Below are 16953 nucleotides of genomic sequence, written 5' to 3'. Positions count from 1 at the left end.
TGCCGCAAGCCCCCCACCGGGCCTTATCCTGGAAGTGAAGCAGTCCCGCGACACTCGCACACGCGGCCTATAATCGTTGACATTGGCACTGGGGTGCTCGGTCCATCGGCTGTGTGCGTGTGGGTCGTTCGCCTCGGTACTTGCGCGGGAAACCGCGCTGCCTAGCGGGCCCGACGCTCGGATGTCGGGCGGTTGAGACGCGCAAACCCAACGGCTATTGAACGTAAGTTGGATATATCGCCATTATGGCCTCACGTCAGGTCTCTCGGACTTAACATCACTTCGCCCACAACTCGCCAGACCTGGAGATGTTTAATGCGAATGAGAATTGCAGTCATTGCCGCCGCGGCTTTCTTCTTGCCGGTAGCTCCCGCGCATGCAGCCGAAAGCCCTTACCAGCCAATCGTTCCCATGAAGCCCGGCACGCCGGCCATGGTCCAGCCATTGGATTGCGACGGCAGCACCGGTGACCATGGCTGCGGTGCCGGCTTCCACTGGCGCAACGGCGCCCGCGGCTGGGCGTGCTACGCCTGCGATTAATCCCCCTGCGATAGCCGACTGCTGGGCCGTTGTTCCATCGCGAACGGCCCAGCAGACGGCGGCGGCCGCACGCCGTGTCTCCGGTGATCGGTGGTCGTGAACGCGCGTCACGGCGACAGCGCCCGGGTCGGGGGCGCGGGCGTGCAACCCGGACTCGCGTTGTAAGTTCGTTCGCGGCCATAACGCCCGTGGCGACTGCGCCACCGAAACGACGCGAGAGGACGCCGATGCCAACGATCGCATACCGCCGCGCGGGAGTCGTCGGCGTGGCCGCTGTCGCGCTGATCGCCGTGAGCTGCACCGATAGCAAGAGCGCAAGCACCCCGGCCCCCCAGCAGGGCGGGGTGAGCGTTACCTCCACACCTGCACCGCCGGCGCCGCCCACCGAGGTGAAACTGGCCGGGGAGCGCGGCGTGCAGGTAACACTCACCGGACCGATCGCCGCCAAGTACTCGTCGGCCACCCAAGACCAGAAAGACGCTCTCGGTCAGCCCCTGACGGGTGACCACAACGCGGGCACCCGGCCGAGCGGCCTGATCTTCCAACAGTTCCAAGGCGGGGTGATCACCGCGAAGAACGGCGACACCGGCACGCCCGCATACATCACGCTGGGCAAGATTCGGGAGGCGTGGAACGTGCCGCGTGACCCGGCGGGCGTGCCCGCCGTCACCGGCACCAACGGCTCGGCGGGGCCGCTGGGCTACCCGACCAGCGATGCAACCACGGTGGGCGATTCGCTCGTGTCGAGTTTCGAGCACGGCCAGATCGAGTACAACCCCAAGACCGATCAGGTTCAGGTGACGGTAAACGGCAAGGTCGTGCCGTCGGGTCTGTAGCGCTCGGGTCGCCGAGAGGGCTTCGCAACGAGCGGGCTGCTGCAGGCCCCGCCCGGTTCGGGTTCGCGCCTGCCATCGGCGGCACTTATGGCCGCTGCCGCCAATCGTGATGGTTCAGGCGGACGGCCGAGCCGGGTTTCGCGGTTAGTTTGAGCGGCGACCACCGCCGGACACTCGACCTGGAGGACCCGATGAGCACGGCCTTTGACGACTATCGCGACGAGTTCCCTAATGCGAGGCTGACCCGTGACGAGCACGGCGTGCTCGAGATTGCGCTGCACACCGATGGCGGCAAGCTGCGCTTCGACGGTCACACCCATGAGCAGTTCGTCGAACTGTTTCATCGCGTGGGCGCCGACCGTGACAATCGAGTCGTCATCCTCACCGGCTCCGGTGATGCGTTCATGGACGAAATTTCCGCGGAGGGTTTCGACTTCTTCAGCCCCGTCGGTTACGACAAGATCTGGCGCGAAGGCAAAAAGATCCTGGCGAACATCCTCGACGTCGAGGTGCCCATGATCGCTGCGCTCAACGGCCCCGTATTGCTGCACAGCGAGTACGTCCTGTTGTGCGACATCGTGCTCGCCACCCCGCACACCGTGTTCTCGGACCGACCGCATTTCGACTTCGGCATCGTCCCCGGCGACGGCGTCAACCTGTTGTGGCCGGAGGTGATCGGGAGCATCCGCGCGCGTTACTTCCTGCTGACCCGCCAAACCCTGGATGCCGCCACCGCCCGCGAGTGGGGCGTTGTCAACGAGATCGTCGACAGCGACCAGCTTTTGCCGCGGGCGCGCGAGATCGCCCGTGACATCGCGGCGCTGCCCCCGTTGACCAGCAGCTACACCCGAACAGTGTTGACGCAGCGGCTCCGGCGCGTGGTCGACGAGAACATCGGATACGGGTTGGCGCTGGAGGGCATCAGCGCGGCCGACGTGGCGCGCCGCGCGTCGCAGGGTTGAATCGCCGACACCCGTCGGGCCTGAGTCGATATCAACCCCGCCACGGAGAATCGCCTGCCTCCCAACGTTTTTGAAGTTGCGGGTAAAGAGTCGTCAGGTGTGTGGGAATGGACTGCTTGACGGTGCGGGTCTTGTCGTCGGTGAGCACTTCCTGGGCACCGGCCTCGATGGCGTCCAAAGTTTGGGCGGCGACGTCCTCGGGGGACAGCTTGGGGTCGGTGACGGTGGCGGTCATGTCGGTGTCGATGAAGCCCGGGTGCACGGCCACGACATTGGTGCCCTGCCGGTGCAATTCGAGACGCAACGCGTTGGTCAGCGACCACTCGGCGGCCTTGGACGCGCAATACGAGGCGTTGAAGGGCAGCGAGTAGAAACTGGCAACGGAGAGGATGTTGACGAGCGCGCCACCGCCGTTGGCCGCCAGGATGGGGGCGAAGGCGCGGGCCATGGCCAGGGTGCCGAAATAGTTGGTCTCCATCTCCGTGCGTGCCGCGTCGGCGCTGCGCGGGGTCAAAAACGGCGACTCCAGCATCGCGCCGGCGTTGTTGATCAACACGACGACGTCCCCACAGTGCGCGGCCGCGGCGCTCACGTCGGCTCCGTCGGTGACGTCAAGCTTGACCGGCGTGATGCGCCCGTCGGCCGTGTCCAGCTGCGCCGGCGTGCGGGCCGCCGCATAGACCTTGCTCGCACCGCGATCGAGAAGTGCCGAGACGATCGCCCGGCCCAGGCCGCGATTGGCGCCCGTCACCAGGGCCGTGGTGCCGTGCAGTGGGGTGGCCATTTCCTTCGTCATGCGCATCCTTTGTGATCGGGGTCGTGAGTACAGTCGCCTCTTTATCCAAGACGCTGACGGTCGCGTGCGTCGGGGCCGCACCCATCGGGTCTCGCGATGGCGGCGATAACCGGGCTAGATGGCGGTGGGGGCTGTCGAACGGGCATCGTCGCCGGGGCCGGCGGCCTCGATGGCGTCTTCGAGCGCGGCCACCAGGTGCGCGACGTCCTTGCGGTGCGAGCGCGCCGGCCAGACGACCCAGGTTCGGCGCACCAGGGGACTGTCCACCAAGCGCAGCCACCGCACCGAATTGGGAAGCGGGCGTTGCCAATTCGCGGGTGCCAAGGCGAATCTGCCCCCCGCGCTGATCTGAGCCAGCTTGACCTCAGGTTGCAGGTCCTGGGTGTAGGCGTCGGGGCGGTCCGGCTGGATCCCGTGGCTGCGCAGAACCGCGGTGATCTCGTCGTACCAGGCGGGGCTGCCGGCGCGTGGAAAGCCTAACCACTGCAAGCCAATCAGCCGGTCCAGATGCACCCCACCCGACGGCGAGGCCACCGCCGTCGCCTGCTCGGCCGCCAACAACACACCCAACGGTTCTCGCAGAGCGACGCCGACGTCGAGGCGGTCCGTCGCGGGCAATTCACGGACCAGGCCGACGTCGAGTTCGTCGCGGCACAGCGCATCGAGTTGCTTGGCGGTCGACATGTGCCGCACCGTGACCGTGGTGCCCGGATAGGCCGCGGCCAGTTGGGAAATCGCCTCGGACACCGGTTGGGGCGGCAGTTCCAGGGGCACGCCGATGCGCAGCGTGCGGCTTCGGTGCGGCGAGTGGGCGGCCATGGCGGCCAACGCCTCTTCGTAGCGCGCGATGACGGCCCGCGCTTCGTTGAGGAACGTCATGCCGGCCGCGGTGGGGGTCACTCCGGAGCTGCTGCGGGTCAGCAGCTGGGTGTCGAGGCGCTTTTCCAGCGCCTGAATCGTTCCCGACAGCGCGGGCTGGCTGATGTGCAGCCGACGAGCCGCCGCCGACAACCCGCCGTCCTCCACCACGGCCACGAACGCACGCATCTGCGAGATCTCCACGCCGACATTCAACCCGACGCCATCGCGCCGCGCGCTCAATCGGCAAGAGCTTGAGGTTCGCGGGCCTGACCTTTTGATGGAACCGCGCCTCACCCACCCGCCGCTCCGCCCACTCGGTGAGCACGGCAAAAATTCGGCGTTCGTTGACCAGCCGGCCAGTGTCGCGCCTGTCCGGCGCTTCCTACATTCAGGTGATCACCGGTCGAGAGGGAAGTATGCGCGCAGTAGTCACCCGAGTTCATTGCCCCATCCCGCGGAGTTTCGCTCGGTGAGCGCGCCGACGGAGACACCGCATTGGCGACCGAGCGTGGCGATGATTCCGTTTCCGGGCCTGACCATGCTGGACCTGATAGGACCATACGAGACGTTGCGCGAACACACCGACGTGCATTTGCTGCACACCACCACCGACGAGTTCTTCTCGGACAGTGGCGCACCGTTTCGCGCGACCGAAAGACTCGCCGACGCCGCGGATCACTACGACGTGATCTTTGTGCCGGGGGGCAACGGAACGGCCGACGCGATGCGCGATCCGGAGGTGATTGATTTCCTTGCGACTCGGGGCCCGCGGGCCCGTTACGTCACGTCGGTCTGCACGGGTTCGCTGGTGCTGGGCGCCGCGGGACTGTTGGACGGTTATCGTGCCACCACGCACTGGTCGATGTTGGACGCACTGCCCTTATTCGGGGCGGTGCCGACCCAGCAGCGCGTCGTCATCGATGGGAACCGCATCACCGGCGGCGGGGTCACGGCGGGAATCGACTTCGGTCTGATTCTGCTCGCCGAGATGTTCGACGAGGAAACCGCGCGCTACGCCCAACTGCTTTTGGAATACGACCCTCATCCACCGTTTGACGGTGGATCACCGCGATCGACGAGCCGGCAGGCCGTCCAGAGAGTCCGAGAGTACGTCGCGCCGTTGCTGACGTCGTGCGAGCGCTTCGTCACCGAAAAGGGCGGCGGCACCGCCGAATACTCCTGACTCGCCGAAGTGCGCCAACGACGCTAGCCGTCGGTCCGCAGCGCCATCTCGACACCATTCACCGGTTGCTTCGACGACCGACGACGGCACGTCGATTTCATGGACAGGAGTGTGCAATGACCGGAGCCAAGCCATACGCGCAGGTGCGCTACCGAGAGATTTACGGCAAGCGCATGGCCTTCATCGACCAGGGCGACGGTGACGCCATCGTGTTCCAGCACGGCAACCCGAGTTCGTCCTACCTGTGGCGCAACGTCATGCCGCACCTGGAAGGCCTGGGCCGGTTGGTCGCCTGCGACTTGATCGGGATGGGCGGCTCGGACAAATTGGACAACCCGGGACCCGGCAGCTACCACTATCACCAGAACCGTGATTTCCTGTTCGCCCTCTGGGACGCCCTCGATCTCGGTGACCGCGTGACCCTGGTGTTGCACGACTGGGGCGGGGCGCTCGGCTTCGATTGGGCCAATCAACACCGGGACCGGGTCGCCGGCATCGTACACATGGAGACGGTGGCAATTCCCATGGAGTGGAACGACTTTCCCGACGATGTCGCTCAGATGTTTCGGGGCTTGCGCTCCCCTCAGGGCGAGGCGCTGGTGCTGGACGACAACATCTTCATCGAAGGCGTGCTGCCGTCCATCGTGATGCGCGATCTGACCGACGAGGAGATGGATCACTATCGTCGGCCGTTCCGCAACGCCGGTGAGGATCGGCGCCCGACGCTGTCATGGGCACGTGACGTGCCGCTCGGCGGGGAGCCGCCCGAGGTCGTGGCGACCATAGCGCAATTCGGTGCGTGGCTCGCGTCGTGCGACGTGCCGAAGCTGTTCATTCGCGCCGACCCAGGAGTGATCGCAAGCAAGCGACGCGTCCTCGACGTCATCCGCAGCTGGCCCAACCAGACCGAAATCACCGTCGCGGGAAGCCACTTCCTCCAGGAAGACAGTCCCGACGAGATCGGTGCGGCCATCGCGGCCTTTGTGCGCACCATCCGAGCGACCAGCCGTCATTGACGGTGCCCGGCGTCTGCGCCAGCGGCTACCGGTGTTCACGGCCATGGCAATATCAAGACCTACCGCCTGAATAATGCCATTCCGGCTGCTAGGTTGGTGCCATGCACAACGTTGCCGTGCTGGCCTTTCCCGACGTCATCGCCTTCGACCTGACCATCCCCGTCGAGGTGTTCGGGCGCGTTCGACTGCCCGACGGGACCCACGGGTACCGCGTGCACGTGTGCGGCGTCGAACCCGTCGTCACGGCGGGACCCCTGCGTATCGCCACCGATCACGGTCTCGAGGCACTGGCGGACGCAGACACCATCATCGTGCCGGGGCTCGACGACCTCGTGACGGAGATCCCGGACGCGCTCATCGCCGCGCTGCGGGACGCCCACGCCGGGGGCGCACGGATCGCCTCGATCTGCACCGGCGCATTCCTGCTGGCCGCCGCCGGGCTGCTGGACGGAAAACGCGCCACCACGCATTGGCTCGCAGCGGACCTGTTCCGCGCCAACTTCCCGCAGGTCGACCTCGATCCCGACGTCCTCTACGTCGACGAGGGACAAATCCTCACCTCGGCCGGCGCTTCCGCGGGGCTCGACGCCTGCCTGTACATGGTCCAGAAGGACTATGGCGCGAGCATCGCCGCGAGCGCAGCGAAGCTCGCCGTGGCGCCACTGCACCGAAGCGGTGGTCAGGCGCAATTCATCGTCCGAAACCAATTGCGCGCCAGTGTTATCGGCAAGCACACGCAGTTGGACGAGGTGCTGGCCTGGATCGAGGCCAACGCCCACCGCGACCTGACGCTGGCCGATATCGCCGCTCACGCCGCGATGAGCGTGCGCACGCTCAACCGTCGCTTCCAGGCCGAGACGGGTCAGACCCCCATGCAATGGGTCACCGGAGTGCGCATCCGCCACGCCCAAGAACTGCTCGAACACAGCGCCCATGGCATCGAACGGATCGGCCGTGACGTCGGTTTCGCCTCGGCGGCGAATTTTCGTGAACAGTTCCGGCGACTGAGCGGAGTGGCACCCCAAAGTTACCGAAATACGTTCCACGGGCGCGCGACTGACGAGAAGCGCCCGTCGTCAGGTCCCCACAGCTCCCGCGTCAGCTTCGCGGGCGCCTAGATCGTCGAAGCGGGCGAGGGGTGGTGCGCCGGTGCGCGGTCCGTCAGACGCGTCGGGTGCCGCTGATCGTGGACCGCGGTAACCGCCCGGCGCGGGAATGGCCGCGGAGATCGTCGCCCTCGACGAGCACATCGAACTGCAGGTTCAGCTTCATCGGTTTGGTGACGGATTGCCGCCAGCGGACCCGTTGTCCGCCGTCGTCGTCGCTGACCACGATGTCGGTGCAGGGCACGGTCTCGTGTCGACCGGCAGCGCTACCGGTCAGCACGCCTTGGTCGTCAAGGCGGAAGCAATACGCGATGTGCAGCGTTCCGACCGGCGTCTTGATGCTGACGTCCCAATCGCCGAGGATGCCCACCTCATACCGCCCTGGGCGCGCGGCCATCATTGGTCCAAACGGTGCCGCGACTCTCGAAAGCGAACATCGCCTCGACGGCCAACGCGATCTGCGAGCCGTAGGTGCGGCCGAGCAGGTAGAGCGCCAAGTCGAGGCCCGAGGTGACACCACCGGCGGTGACGAGGTTTCCGTCGTCGACCACCCGGGCCGCCACGGGGATCGCACCGGTGGCCTCCAACACGTCCACCCCGAGATGATGGGTGTTGGCGTGGCGACCGTCGATCAGTCCGGCCATGGCCAACGCCAGCGACCCGCCACACACCGTGGCGACGGTGACGGCGGGGTTGTCCAACGCCTGACGCACCAACGGTGCCGCGGCGGTCTCTCCGAACCGGGCCAACAGCACCGGGATGGTGTCGACCTCGTCGGGGTCGCCCTCGATCGGTCCCACCGCACCGGGAACCACGACAAAGCCGGGCTTGGACGGATCAAGCCCGGCAGTGGCCGTCAGCACCAAACCCCTTGAGCCACTGATGACCTCGCGCGGGCCCTCGGCGGACACCAATTCGACAACCAGCTCGCCACCAATGGCGTCGCTGCCCGCGACCAGAACTTCGTAGGGGGCAATGGCGTCCAGGGGATCGAATCCGTCGAACAACACGATCTGTGCGTGCATGGGCGTGATCATCACCCAAGTCGCCTCGCCGCCACAGCCTTCGGGCGGACAGTCACCGCCGGAATGTCGCCACGCGGCGGTGAGAGCGCGCGCACGTCACAATCCCGGCGGTTGTTGGCCAGTTAGCCACTTGCCCGGCGCGGGCCTGGCGGGCACGGTCACGGGCATGACGAGTGAGGATCGAACCTCGACGACGAAGGCCGGCGACCTCTCCTCGTGGAATCTGCCCGACTCGAAGATCTGTACTGCAGCCTTCGATCTGGCGGAACGCGTCTCGCCGGTGTTCCTTCACAACCACTGTGTGCGCAGCTACCTGTTCGGCCGTGAGCTGGCGGCCGCTCAGGGGATGCGCGGCGGCGCCGACTACGACGAAGAGACTGTGTTCCTCGCGTCGGTCCTGCACGATCTCGGCCTGACGTCCCACGGTCGCGGCGACCAGCGCTTCGAGGTCGAGGGAGCCGATGCCGCGGCCCGATTCCTCGAAGAGCAAGGCCTGCGTGAAGACCGGGTGACCACAGTGTGGCAATCGATCGCGTTGCACACCAGTATTGGCCTGGGGCACCGATTCGGCGCCGAGCATGCGGTCTGCCACAGCGGAATCGATCTGGATGTCGTCGGTGCTCGAAAAGAGTTGCTACCACGCGGTTTTGCCGATCGAGTGCACGCTGCTTGGCCGCGCCACAATCTGGGCTACGCGATCAGCCAAGCTATCGGGCGCGACACCCAGCGCAACCCCGGCAAGGCGCCGCCGTTTTCGTTCCCGGCGCACATCCACGAAGTGGTCAACAACGCGCCCTCCGTCAGATTCGCGGACCTGCTCGCCAGCCATGGGTGGGGCGACGAGATGCCGCGCGAGTTTTCGGCCGCCCAGGCCCCGGGCGGTTAAGGGGGTCGGTCAAGTCCGCTCCACCATGCGACCGAAGACGCCGCTATTTCGCCATAGGCGCCCGACGACGATGTCGCCCGATCGAACGGATATCGTTCGCGAGTGGCCACCACGACTCTCAAGAAGGCAGCGCTCGCGGCATCGCTGGCGCTGACAGCGTGCGCCGGGGCCCCTCACGCGGCGGCCGACCCGACGCCACAAGCGCCATTTCCGACCGGAAAGTCCGGCACCACCATCCATGTCACGGAGTACAGCGGCGCGACGGCCGACGTCACGCTCAACAATGCGAACTGGATCTCGTCCGGCTGCTCCCTCGGCGCAGGCTGCAACGTCATCGAGATCACGATCGTCGGGAAGTCCGACACGTCGTTCGCCTACAGCGAGAGGTCGCTGACCGCGGCGTCTTCGGCCTGGCGCCAAGACCCCTACCGCGACACCGAGGGCGGCTCGTCGTCGGTGGACTACCAGCAGATCAACAAAGTCCCGCCGCTGCGGTCTGGCACCGTCACCAACGGCCAGACCGCCCACGGGTTCATCGCTTACGACAGCAGCGTCAAGCAGGGCGACGTCTACATCGAGTTCAACGACCCGAACGCTCCGGCGGCCCCCACCCCGCTGGCCGGCTGGAAAGTGCACACCTAGGCCCCGTGCCGCCGGCGTCGCCGCGCCGACGGACCGTACCGGCGATAAACTGGCGCCCTCGAAAATCGCAGGTGGTCCCCCCTGGCGGGGCCGCCGGATGAAAGGCGGTGCGCGGTGACCGGGTCCGGGAACGCAGCCGAGGCCGCCGCGCTGGACGTCCTGCGGTCGGACGAGGCGGCGGCCGAGGGCTTCAGGGACTGGTTGGCCGCCGCGCGGCGGGCCGGCCAACGAGTGCTGCGCGAGCCCGACGGCAGCTACGTGCTGTGGCGGCGCGACGACGTCGTGGCCGCCATGCGCGATGGCGACACCTTCGCCAGCCGCCAAGGCGAACTGATGCCCGGCAGCCCACCGTTCGGCCCGTACCGACAGATCATGGTCGAGTTGCTGTTCAACCCGGGCAACTCCCGCGACATGCTCAAGCCGGTGCGCCGCATCATCGAAGACTGCGTCGGCGCGGTGGCCACGAGACTCGACCGCTGCGACGGCGCGGGCGTCGCCGAAGTCGTCTGGCGCGCAGCATTTGTCACCGTCTGCGGGCTCCCCAGCAACTTGGCTCCCGACGCGGTCAGCGCGCCGCTGGTGGCAGCGATGCGCCGAACGCCGCTGGATGGGCCGGACGTCATCAGCCGCCTGGCCGCCGAACCCCTCAGCGACGAAGAGGTGTTGGGGCTGATCGCCTCCGTGGGGCGCGGCTTGATCTTCGCTTCGTTCGCCATCAAGGCGGGGCTGGCGGTGTTGGCGCGACAGCCGGCGCTGCAGCGTGAGCTCCGCGAAAACCCCGGCCGCCAGCGCAGATTTGTCGAAGAGTTGCTCCGACTGGACGGCGGGGCGAAGACCGTTTCCCGGATCACCAGTCGCCGCGTGACGATCGGCGAGACGACCATCCCCGCCGGCTCCCCGGTGCAGTTATACGTCGGACTGGTACACCGCGACGAGGCCGACGACATGTCTGGGCAGCGCTTCAAATTGGATGGCGCGCAGCGTAATTGGAGCTTCGGGGGAGGACCGCACCGGTGCCCGGCGTCGCACCTGGCCCGCGACCTGCTGGCGATGTTCTTCGAGATCTGGCTCGACGCGGTCCCGTTCTTCTCGTTCGACTGGAGCAGCGGCGGCATTCCCAAGGCGTGGCATCCCAAGCCGTACAGCTCCGCACCCACCGAGACCTTCGACGGCTGGGCTCCGGTTCGCGTACCGCTGACCTGGTAACCGGACCGGCCGTCCCTGGCGCGGGCCGCGCGGAGTGAACGCGAGGTGGCGCCGGTGTGACGGTTCGGCGCGCGATCCGGCGAGTCGTCGCGTCGGCGCGTCCGGCGGGCTATGTATGGAGGGTGAGCAGTCATGTGAACCTGACCCAGCAGGAAAACACCTTGATCGGCGAGAGCCATCCCGCAGCGCTGGAGCGCATGAGCCCGGCGCAGCTCAAGGATCTGCAAAGCCGGCTCAGGGCTGCGCGCGAGAAGAACTTCAACATGCTGCGGCGTCAGGGTGCGGCCCGCGTCGAGGCCGAGGGCGCGCGCGGTGCCGCCCAGCCCGCCAACGAGCGACGCGGCGAGAAGGTGGAGGTCTTCGACGAGGCCCTCGCCCGGGTGGGTCAGCGCCTCGACGCGGTGCGCGACGTCGACTAGCGGCCGCAATCGCGGGTCGGACGTTGTCCTCGGCGCCGGACGGGGTATGGGTTCTGCATCCCCGAACGAGGAGACAACGATGCCCCGACACCACGACCCCGACGCGCCCGACGAGACCGCGCAGCCTCCCGAGTCCACCGGCGCGGCGGACGACCCGCCCGTGGCCCCGGAGCAAGGGGAGGGTCCGATCCCTCCGGTCGCCGGTGAACCGCGACCACCCATCGGCAATTGAGCAGGTTCGCGCTGTTTGCCGCGGGCGCGATCGTGCTCGCGGTGACCGGCGGCGCATCGCCGGCGCCGGCCGCGCTGGCAGGTCCACCACACGCACCGTCGGGCATTCAACCCACGCTGGCGCCCGATCCCACCCAACTCGCCGACGACCTCGTCGCCGACGAGCTCGCTTTGCGCGACCCGGCGACGCCCCAGGCGGCGCTCACTGCGGCGGCGCGTCGCGAACAACTGGCCTACCGGGTCATCGGCCGGCACCCGGACTGGGATGCCATCGTCCGTCCCCGCATCCCGCCGGCGCTGCTCGACGGCTACGACCGCAACGTCGACGCTCGACGGCAACTGCAGGCGATGACCCAACCGCGGGACACGGTGCCCGCGTGGCGGATCGACCCTCCCGCCCCGGCCGAGGAGCTGCTGAACGACTACCACGCAGCGGAGGCGGAGTCCGGCGTCGGCTGGAACTATCTGGCCGCCATCAACCTGGTCGAGACGCGCTTCGGCAGCATCAACGGCGTAAGCACCGCCGGTGCGCAAGGGCCCATGCAATTCCTGCCGTCGACGTTCGCCTCTTACGGCCAGGGCGGCGACATCAATTCGCCCCACGACAGCATCGCGGCGGCGGGCCGCTACCTCGCCGCCAACGGTTTCGCCAGCGACCCGGACCGCGCCCTCTTCGGCTACAACCATGCCCATCAATACGTGCAGGCGGTCGACGACTACGCCGCGCTCATCGCGGCCGATCCCGCGGCGTTCGCGACGTTCTACCGGTGGGAGGTCTACTACGCGACGACCGCAGGCGACGTGCTCCTGCCCATCGGTTACGCCGCCGCGGCGCCGATCCCCGTCGGGGACTACGTGGCGGCCAACGCCCAGTAGCGGACCCGACGCATGACTCGGGGACCAGCGCCCGGTGGCCGACGCCGCGTGGCCGGCCCCAGGTGTCAGAAGCCGGCGTCCGGGTAGGTTAGCGAGGGTATGGCTATCGCACGAACACAACCGGATCAGCGCGACCTCGACGGCGTTCGACAGATCGTCGACGCCATTTCCCAGGCGTTCGCGGCCAAAGTCGTCGGCCAGCGCGACCTGCGCGAATCGCTGCTGATCGGGCTGCTGGCGGGGGGTCACATCCTGCTCGAAAGCGTGCCCGGACTGGCCAAGACCACGGCCGCCAAGGTGCTCGCCGAATCGGTCGACGGTCGCTTCCACCGCATCCAATGCACACCGGACCTGCTGCCCAGCGACATCGTCGGCACGCAGATCTACGACTCCTCGACGGGATCGTTCGTCACCCAGCTCGGCCCCGTGCACGCCAACATCCTGTTGCTTGACGAGATCAACCGGTCCAGCGCCAAAACCCAGAGCGCGATGCTCGAGGCGATGGAGGAGCGACAGACCACCATCGCCGGGCAGGTCCACCCGATCGCGGATCCATTCCTGGTGATCGCCACCCAGAACCCCGTCGATCAGGAAGGCACCTACCCGCTGTCCGAGGCGCAGACCGACCGGTTCCTGCTCAAGGAGATCGTGCGTTATCCCACCCCGCAGGAGGAGGTGGAAGTCATGGCGCGCATCGACGCGGGCGTCTACGACAAGGGACACCGCGCCAGGCCCGCCGCCAGCCTCGCCGACGTCCAGCGCCTGCAGCAGGTGGTGCGTCACGTCCACATGGACCGCGCGCTGATGCTCTACGCCAGCCAACTGGTCGACGCCACCCGCCACCCCGCGCGGGTGTTGCCCAAGCAGATCGCCCGGCTGGTCGAGTACGGCGCCAGCCCGCGCGCCACGATCGCGTTCTGCAAGGCGGCCCGCGCGCAGGCGGTGCTGTCCGGCCGTGCGCACGTGCTGCCCGAGGACATCGCCAAACTCGCGCACCAGGTCCTGCGCCACCGGCTCATCCTCGGTTTCGAAGCGGCCAGCGCCGACATCACCCCCGAGGTCGTGGTGGACGCCGCGCTGCGGGCCGTCCGCGTCCCCTGAGGTCCTCTTGGGAAAGCACCTCAACCGGGCGAAAGCACACTTCGGCACCGACACCCGCGGCCTGCTCGAAGGCGGCCGTTACGCGCTGTTGCACACGCGCAGCATGGAATTCGACGACCTGCGCCCCTACGTTCCCGGCGACGACGTCCGCGACATCGACTGGAAGGCCTCCGCGCGTTCCGGCGACGTGCTCATCAAGCGGTTCGTCTCCGAGAAGCACCACAAGATCTTGCTGGTCGCCGACGGTGGCCGCAACATGTCGGCGCTCGCCCCGAGTGGCGAGTGCAAACGCGACGTCGCCGCCCACATCATGGGCGCCGTCGGGCTCATCGGCCTGCGCCGCTCCGACGAAATCGGCATGGTCTACGGTGATCGCCGCGGCTGCGTGAACGTCCCGCAGGGGCGCGGCGAATCCCACATCGAAGGCCTGCTGCACCGCTGGTATCAACACACCACGACCGCCCCGGGCGGCAGCGACATCACCGCCCAACTCGATTATGTCGCAACGCATTACCGGCACACCATGCTGATCCTCGTGGTATCGGACGAGCCCGAGGTCGACCCGCGGCTCGGTGAGGTGCTCGGCACGCTGAGCGGGCGCCACGACGTCATGTGGGCACTGGTGTCCGACATGCCGGCGGTCGGCGCCGACAACACCGACGGGTACGACGTCGCCACGGGTCGTTTCGTCTTGAACGGCGCCGAGCTGGGCCCTCGGGTTGTGGCGGCATACCGCAGCGCCGAGCACAAGCGGCGGGCCCGCCTGGACGCGTTCCTCACCGCGCACGCGGTCCCGCACGCAACGATCACCGGCAGCAAGGACATTCGGCGCGAACTCGTCCGCTTGACCGAGGTGGCCAAGCGTGCCGGATGACTTGCTGCGTCACGTCTTCGGGCCGCAACCGTACTCGCAGTGGTGGCTGTGGTGGGCCGTGTTGCTGATCGTCGGCGTCATCGCGTGGTACGCGGCGCTTTTCGTGGGGACCCTGCCCGCACGCCGACTGCGGCGCATGCCCCTGGTGCGACGTGTGCACGCCCGGGTGCTCCGCAACCGCTTCGCGCGCCGTGTGCAGCGCATCGCCGGCGATCACGACGCCGGGCGGACAACGGCTTCCGCGGCGTGCGGGGCGATCAGCCGGACCCTGCGCAGCTTCCTCCACCAAGCGACCGGCGAGCCGGCGCAGTACCTACAGCTGGACGCCCTGGCCGAGGGAAACCTGTCCGCCGCGGCGCCGCTGCTGGGCCGGCTCGCCGACGCGCAGTTCAACGCCGGCGCGCGGGTCGACGTCGCCGACGTGAGCGCCTCGGCCCAGGAGCTGATCCGCTCGTGGACATGAAATGGTGGCCGGTCGCGGCCCTCGGGTCCGCCGGCGTCGTCGCCATAGTGGCCCTGGCGGCACTGCTCCCGATGACCGCCGCCCGGCGGCGGCTGCGCCCCCTGGCCAACGTCGCACGGTTGACCCGGCTGCCCGAATACGCGAAAGTGGCTCGGCTGCGGTCCCTTTCCACCGCCGTTACCTTGGTGGTGCTGGCGGTCATGTACTTTGCCGCCACCTGGGCCGCGGCCCGCCCGACCGTGGCCGGCACCGACTTCGACGCCGCCCACCCCGAAGACATCATGCTGTGCGCCGGTCAGGCCGTGCCCGACAGCGCGACGGCCGAACTGCTGGGCTACTTCGCGCGGCAGGCAGCCACCGCCCCGCCGAACCAGCGCATCGGCCTCACGACGGTCGACCGTCGCGTGGTGCCGCTGACACGCGACCACCAATACGCGGCGGAACGCTTCAGCGAATCCACCGATGCCCGTCGGGCCCAGGCGGCGGGATTCGCGCCCAACGTGCCGTATGAGGACTATGCGCCGTCCGTCAATGATGTTCTGGCGCTGTGCTTCTCGGGGTTCCCCTCGAACGAGAACGGGGACGGCCACCGGCGCTCGGTCGTCTACCTGGGCCCGTCCACACTCCGCGCCGCCGACGACCCCCGGGCCACCCTGTTCACCGACGCCGGCGCGCGGGATCTCGCCACGCGCCTGGGCTTACAGCTCAACGTGATCGACACGGCCCCCTCGGGCGCGAGCGAGTCGTTGGTCGCCCTCGCGCGACAGACCGGCGGTCGTTACGTCGCCGCCGGGCAGAAATCGGTGACGGGAGCGCTCAACGACATCCGCGCGCACGCGCCCCCGGCACGACTGGCGGACGGCACCGTGGTGACCGCGGAACACCGCGACGCGCCGGCGGCGCCGCTGGTGATCGCGATGCTGTGCGCGGCCGTATTGTCCGTGGCCCTGTTGGTGTTGCGCCGATGACCTTCGACCCCGTGCTGCCGTGGCCGATCCTCGCCGTCGTCGCCGGTGCGTTGCTGTTCGCGCGCCTGGTGGCGCTGCGCCAGGTGCTCATCGCGAACGTGCACAGGCCGCGGCGAGCCCGCGCGGCGCTGCGTTGGGCCGGTGTCACCCTCACCGTCTTGCTGCTGCTCCTGGCGGTCACCCGCCCGGCGCTGCGCGATGACCGCACGCGCCGCGACACCACGCCGGCGGCCGGGGCGGACCTCAACGTGTTCCTCGTCGTCGATCGATCTGCCGGAGTGGCCGACCCGGACGGCGACGCCGGAGCTGCGCGGATCGGACCCATCCGCGACGACGTCGCGGCCGTACTCAAGCAATATCCGGGGGCGCGGTATGCGCTCGTCGGCTTCGCGTCGCGGGCCTCATTGGACTGGCCGCTGTCCGCGGACGTGTGGAGCCTGCAACCGACCGTCGCGGCGCTCGCCCCCCAGGACGCCCGGGCAGACGCGAACGCCGGCGCTGCCGACAATGTGCTGCGCTACCAGTTAATTCAGGCCACCCAGCAGTATCCGGGCTCACGCAACGTCGTGCTCTATTTCGGCTCGGGCGCACCCGGATCGCGCCAACCGCAGGGCGACTTCAACCTCCTCGGCGGGTCGGTGGCCGGGGGAGCGGTGCTGGGATACGGCAGCGGCGACGCGATCGACGAACCCGAATTGCACCGCATCGCAGCACAACTCGGCGTGCCCTATGAGCGCCGGGAAGCCGGCCGGCCCTTCCACCCGGCCCTGCCCGCCGCTGCGGACAGGGCGGAGGCCGTCGACCGAACTGAGCTCTACTGGTTGCCCGCCCTGGTGGCCGCGGTCCTGCTGCTCGCCGAGATCTACCTGTCAATCCGCCAGTTCCGTCGCGGACGCCTCGCCCGACGGGACCTCGCGACGTGACCCGCGCCCCGGCCCGGTTGCGGCTGCGGCGGCGGCTGC

At 68.2% G+C, this 16953-nt stretch carries 20 protein-coding genes; 16 read left to right on the top strand and 4 right to left on the bottom strand.

Going from position 1 to position 16953, the window contains the following annotated elements:
• The first annotated feature begins 767 nt into the window (after nucleotides 1-767).
• Together A5700_RS24180 and A5700_RS24175 are read left to right on the top strand one after the other, a co-directional pair.
• A complete protein-coding gene (locus A5700_RS24180) occupies nucleotides 768-1376 on the top strand; it encodes an LGFP repeat-containing protein (RefSeq protein ID WP_068073778.1) in 609 nt (202 codons plus the stop codon).
• Between the two features lie 191 nt (nucleotides 1377-1567).
• Complete coding sequence (locus A5700_RS24175; RefSeq protein WP_068073776.1) at nucleotides 1568-2338, top strand: enoyl-CoA hydratase/isomerase family protein; 771 nt, start codon at nucleotides 1568-1570, stop codon at nucleotides 2336-2338.
• A gap of 31 nt (nucleotides 2339-2369) precedes the next feature.
• Here A5700_RS24175 and A5700_RS24170 read toward each other — a convergent pair whose 3' ends face one another.
• A complete protein-coding gene (locus A5700_RS24170; RefSeq protein ID WP_082960640.1) occupies nucleotides 2370-3134 on the bottom strand; it encodes an SDR family oxidoreductase in 765 nt (254 codons plus the stop codon).
• A 114-nt stretch (nucleotides 3135-3248) separates the two neighbouring features.
• Nucleotides 3249-4196, bottom strand: a complete 948-nt coding sequence (locus A5700_RS24165) for a LysR family transcriptional regulator (protein ID WP_231973903.1) — start codon at nucleotides 4194-4196, stop codon at nucleotides 3249-3251.
• Nucleotides 4197-4464: 268 nt separating this feature from the next.
• On the opposite strand from A5700_RS24165, the gene A5700_RS24160 reads away from it, so the two are divergent.
• The 3 genes from A5700_RS24160 to A5700_RS24150 all read left to right on the top strand — a co-directional run bounded on the left by A5700_RS24160 (nucleotide 4465) and on the right by A5700_RS24150 (nucleotide 7312).
• Nucleotides 4465-5178: a DJ-1/PfpI family protein gene (locus A5700_RS24160; protein ID WP_231991451.1), complete on the top strand. Its 714-nt coding sequence runs from the start codon at nucleotides 4465-4467 to the stop codon at nucleotides 5176-5178.
• Nucleotides 5179-5294: 116 nt separating this feature from the next.
• A complete protein-coding gene (locus A5700_RS24155) occupies nucleotides 5295-6194 on the top strand; it encodes a haloalkane dehalogenase (protein ID WP_068073774.1) in 900 nt (299 codons plus the stop codon).
• A gap of 101 nt (nucleotides 6195-6295) precedes the next feature.
• Complete coding sequence (locus A5700_RS24150) at nucleotides 6296-7312, top strand: GlxA family transcriptional regulator (RefSeq protein ID WP_082960639.1); 1017 nt, start codon at nucleotides 6296-6298, stop codon at nucleotides 7310-7312.
• Nucleotides 7313-7355: 43 nt separating this feature from the next.
• Here the strand turns inward: A5700_RS24150 and A5700_RS24145 are convergent, their stop codons facing one another.
• Both A5700_RS24145 and A5700_RS24140 read right to left on the bottom strand, forming a co-directional pair.
• Nucleotides 7356-7670 (bottom strand): hypothetical protein, encoded by a 315-nt coding sequence (locus A5700_RS24145; protein ID WP_068073772.1) that lies wholly within the window; start codon nucleotides 7668-7670, stop codon nucleotides 7356-7358.
• Nucleotide 7671: 1 nt separating this feature from the next.
• Nucleotides 7672-8325 (bottom strand): DJ-1/PfpI family protein, encoded by a 654-nt coding sequence (locus A5700_RS24140; RefSeq protein WP_068073814.1) that lies wholly within the window; start codon nucleotides 8323-8325, stop codon nucleotides 7672-7674.
• 166 nt (nucleotides 8326-8491) lie between these two features.
• On the opposite strand from A5700_RS24140, the gene A5700_RS24135 reads away from it, so the two are divergent.
• The 11 genes from A5700_RS24135 to A5700_RS24090 all read left to right on the top strand — a co-directional run bounded on the left by A5700_RS24135 (nucleotide 8492) and on the right by A5700_RS24090 (nucleotide 16914).
• Nucleotides 8492-9211 (top strand): HD domain-containing protein, encoded by a 720-nt coding sequence (locus A5700_RS24135; protein ID WP_068073812.1) that lies wholly within the window; start codon nucleotides 8492-8494, stop codon nucleotides 9209-9211.
• Nucleotides 9212-9313: 102 nt separating this feature from the next.
• The gene (locus A5700_RS24130) at nucleotides 9314-9853 is read left to right on the top strand and encodes a hypothetical protein (RefSeq protein WP_068073770.1); all 540 of its coding nucleotides are present in this window, start codon (nucleotides 9314-9316) and stop codon (nucleotides 9851-9853) included.
• A 114-nt stretch (nucleotides 9854-9967) separates the two neighbouring features.
• A complete protein-coding gene (locus A5700_RS24125; RefSeq protein WP_068073768.1) occupies nucleotides 9968-11059 on the top strand; it encodes a cytochrome P450 in 1092 nt (363 codons plus the stop codon).
• Nucleotides 11060-11193: 134 nt separating this feature from the next.
• On the top strand, nucleotides 11194-11478 hold the full coding sequence (locus A5700_RS24120; RefSeq protein WP_231973901.1) for a hypothetical protein: 285 nt from the start codon (nucleotides 11194-11196) through the stop codon (nucleotides 11476-11478).
• Between the two features lie 79 nt (nucleotides 11479-11557).
• Nucleotides 11558-11710: a hypothetical protein gene (locus A5700_RS26420; protein WP_156671424.1), complete on the top strand. Its 153-nt coding sequence runs from the start codon at nucleotides 11558-11560 to the stop codon at nucleotides 11708-11710.
• A gap of 41 nt (nucleotides 11711-11751) precedes the next feature.
• Nucleotides 11752-12585: a lytic transglycosylase domain-containing protein gene (locus A5700_RS24115; RefSeq protein WP_231973906.1), complete on the top strand. Its 834-nt coding sequence runs from the start codon at nucleotides 11752-11754 to the stop codon at nucleotides 12583-12585.
• 99 nt (nucleotides 12586-12684) lie between these two features.
• Nucleotides 12685-13686 (top strand): MoxR family ATPase, encoded by a 1002-nt coding sequence (locus A5700_RS24110; protein WP_068073761.1) that lies wholly within the window; start codon nucleotides 12685-12687, stop codon nucleotides 13684-13686.
• Nucleotides 13687-13693: 7 nt separating this feature from the next.
• Nucleotides 13694-14560: a DUF58 domain-containing protein gene (locus A5700_RS24105; RefSeq protein ID WP_068073759.1), complete on the top strand. Its 867-nt coding sequence runs from the start codon at nucleotides 13694-13696 to the stop codon at nucleotides 14558-14560.
• A complete protein-coding gene (locus A5700_RS24100) occupies nucleotides 14550-15023 on the top strand; it encodes a hypothetical protein (protein WP_068073757.1) in 474 nt (157 codons plus the stop codon). Before A5700_RS24105 ends, A5700_RS24100 begins: the two co-directional genes overlap by 11 nt.
• On the top strand, nucleotides 15020-15991 hold the full coding sequence (locus A5700_RS24095) for a hypothetical protein (RefSeq protein WP_231973900.1): 972 nt from the start codon (nucleotides 15020-15022) through the stop codon (nucleotides 15989-15991). The genes A5700_RS24100 and A5700_RS24095 overlap by 4 nt, the downstream gene beginning before the upstream one ends.
• A complete protein-coding gene (locus tag A5700_RS24090; protein WP_068073753.1) occupies nucleotides 15988-16914 on the top strand; it encodes a hypothetical protein in 927 nt (308 codons plus the stop codon). The genes A5700_RS24095 and A5700_RS24090 overlap by 4 nt, the downstream gene beginning before the upstream one ends.
• The last annotated feature ends 39 nt before the right edge of the window (nucleotides 16915-16953 follow it).

Source organism: Mycobacterium sp. E1214, from assembly GCF_001666755.1.
GTDB lineage: Bacteria > Actinomycetota > Actinomycetes > Mycobacteriales > Mycobacteriaceae > Mycobacterium.
Note: the sequence above shows the minus strand (reverse complement) of the source record. Positions and strands in the feature narration are given on the sequence as shown.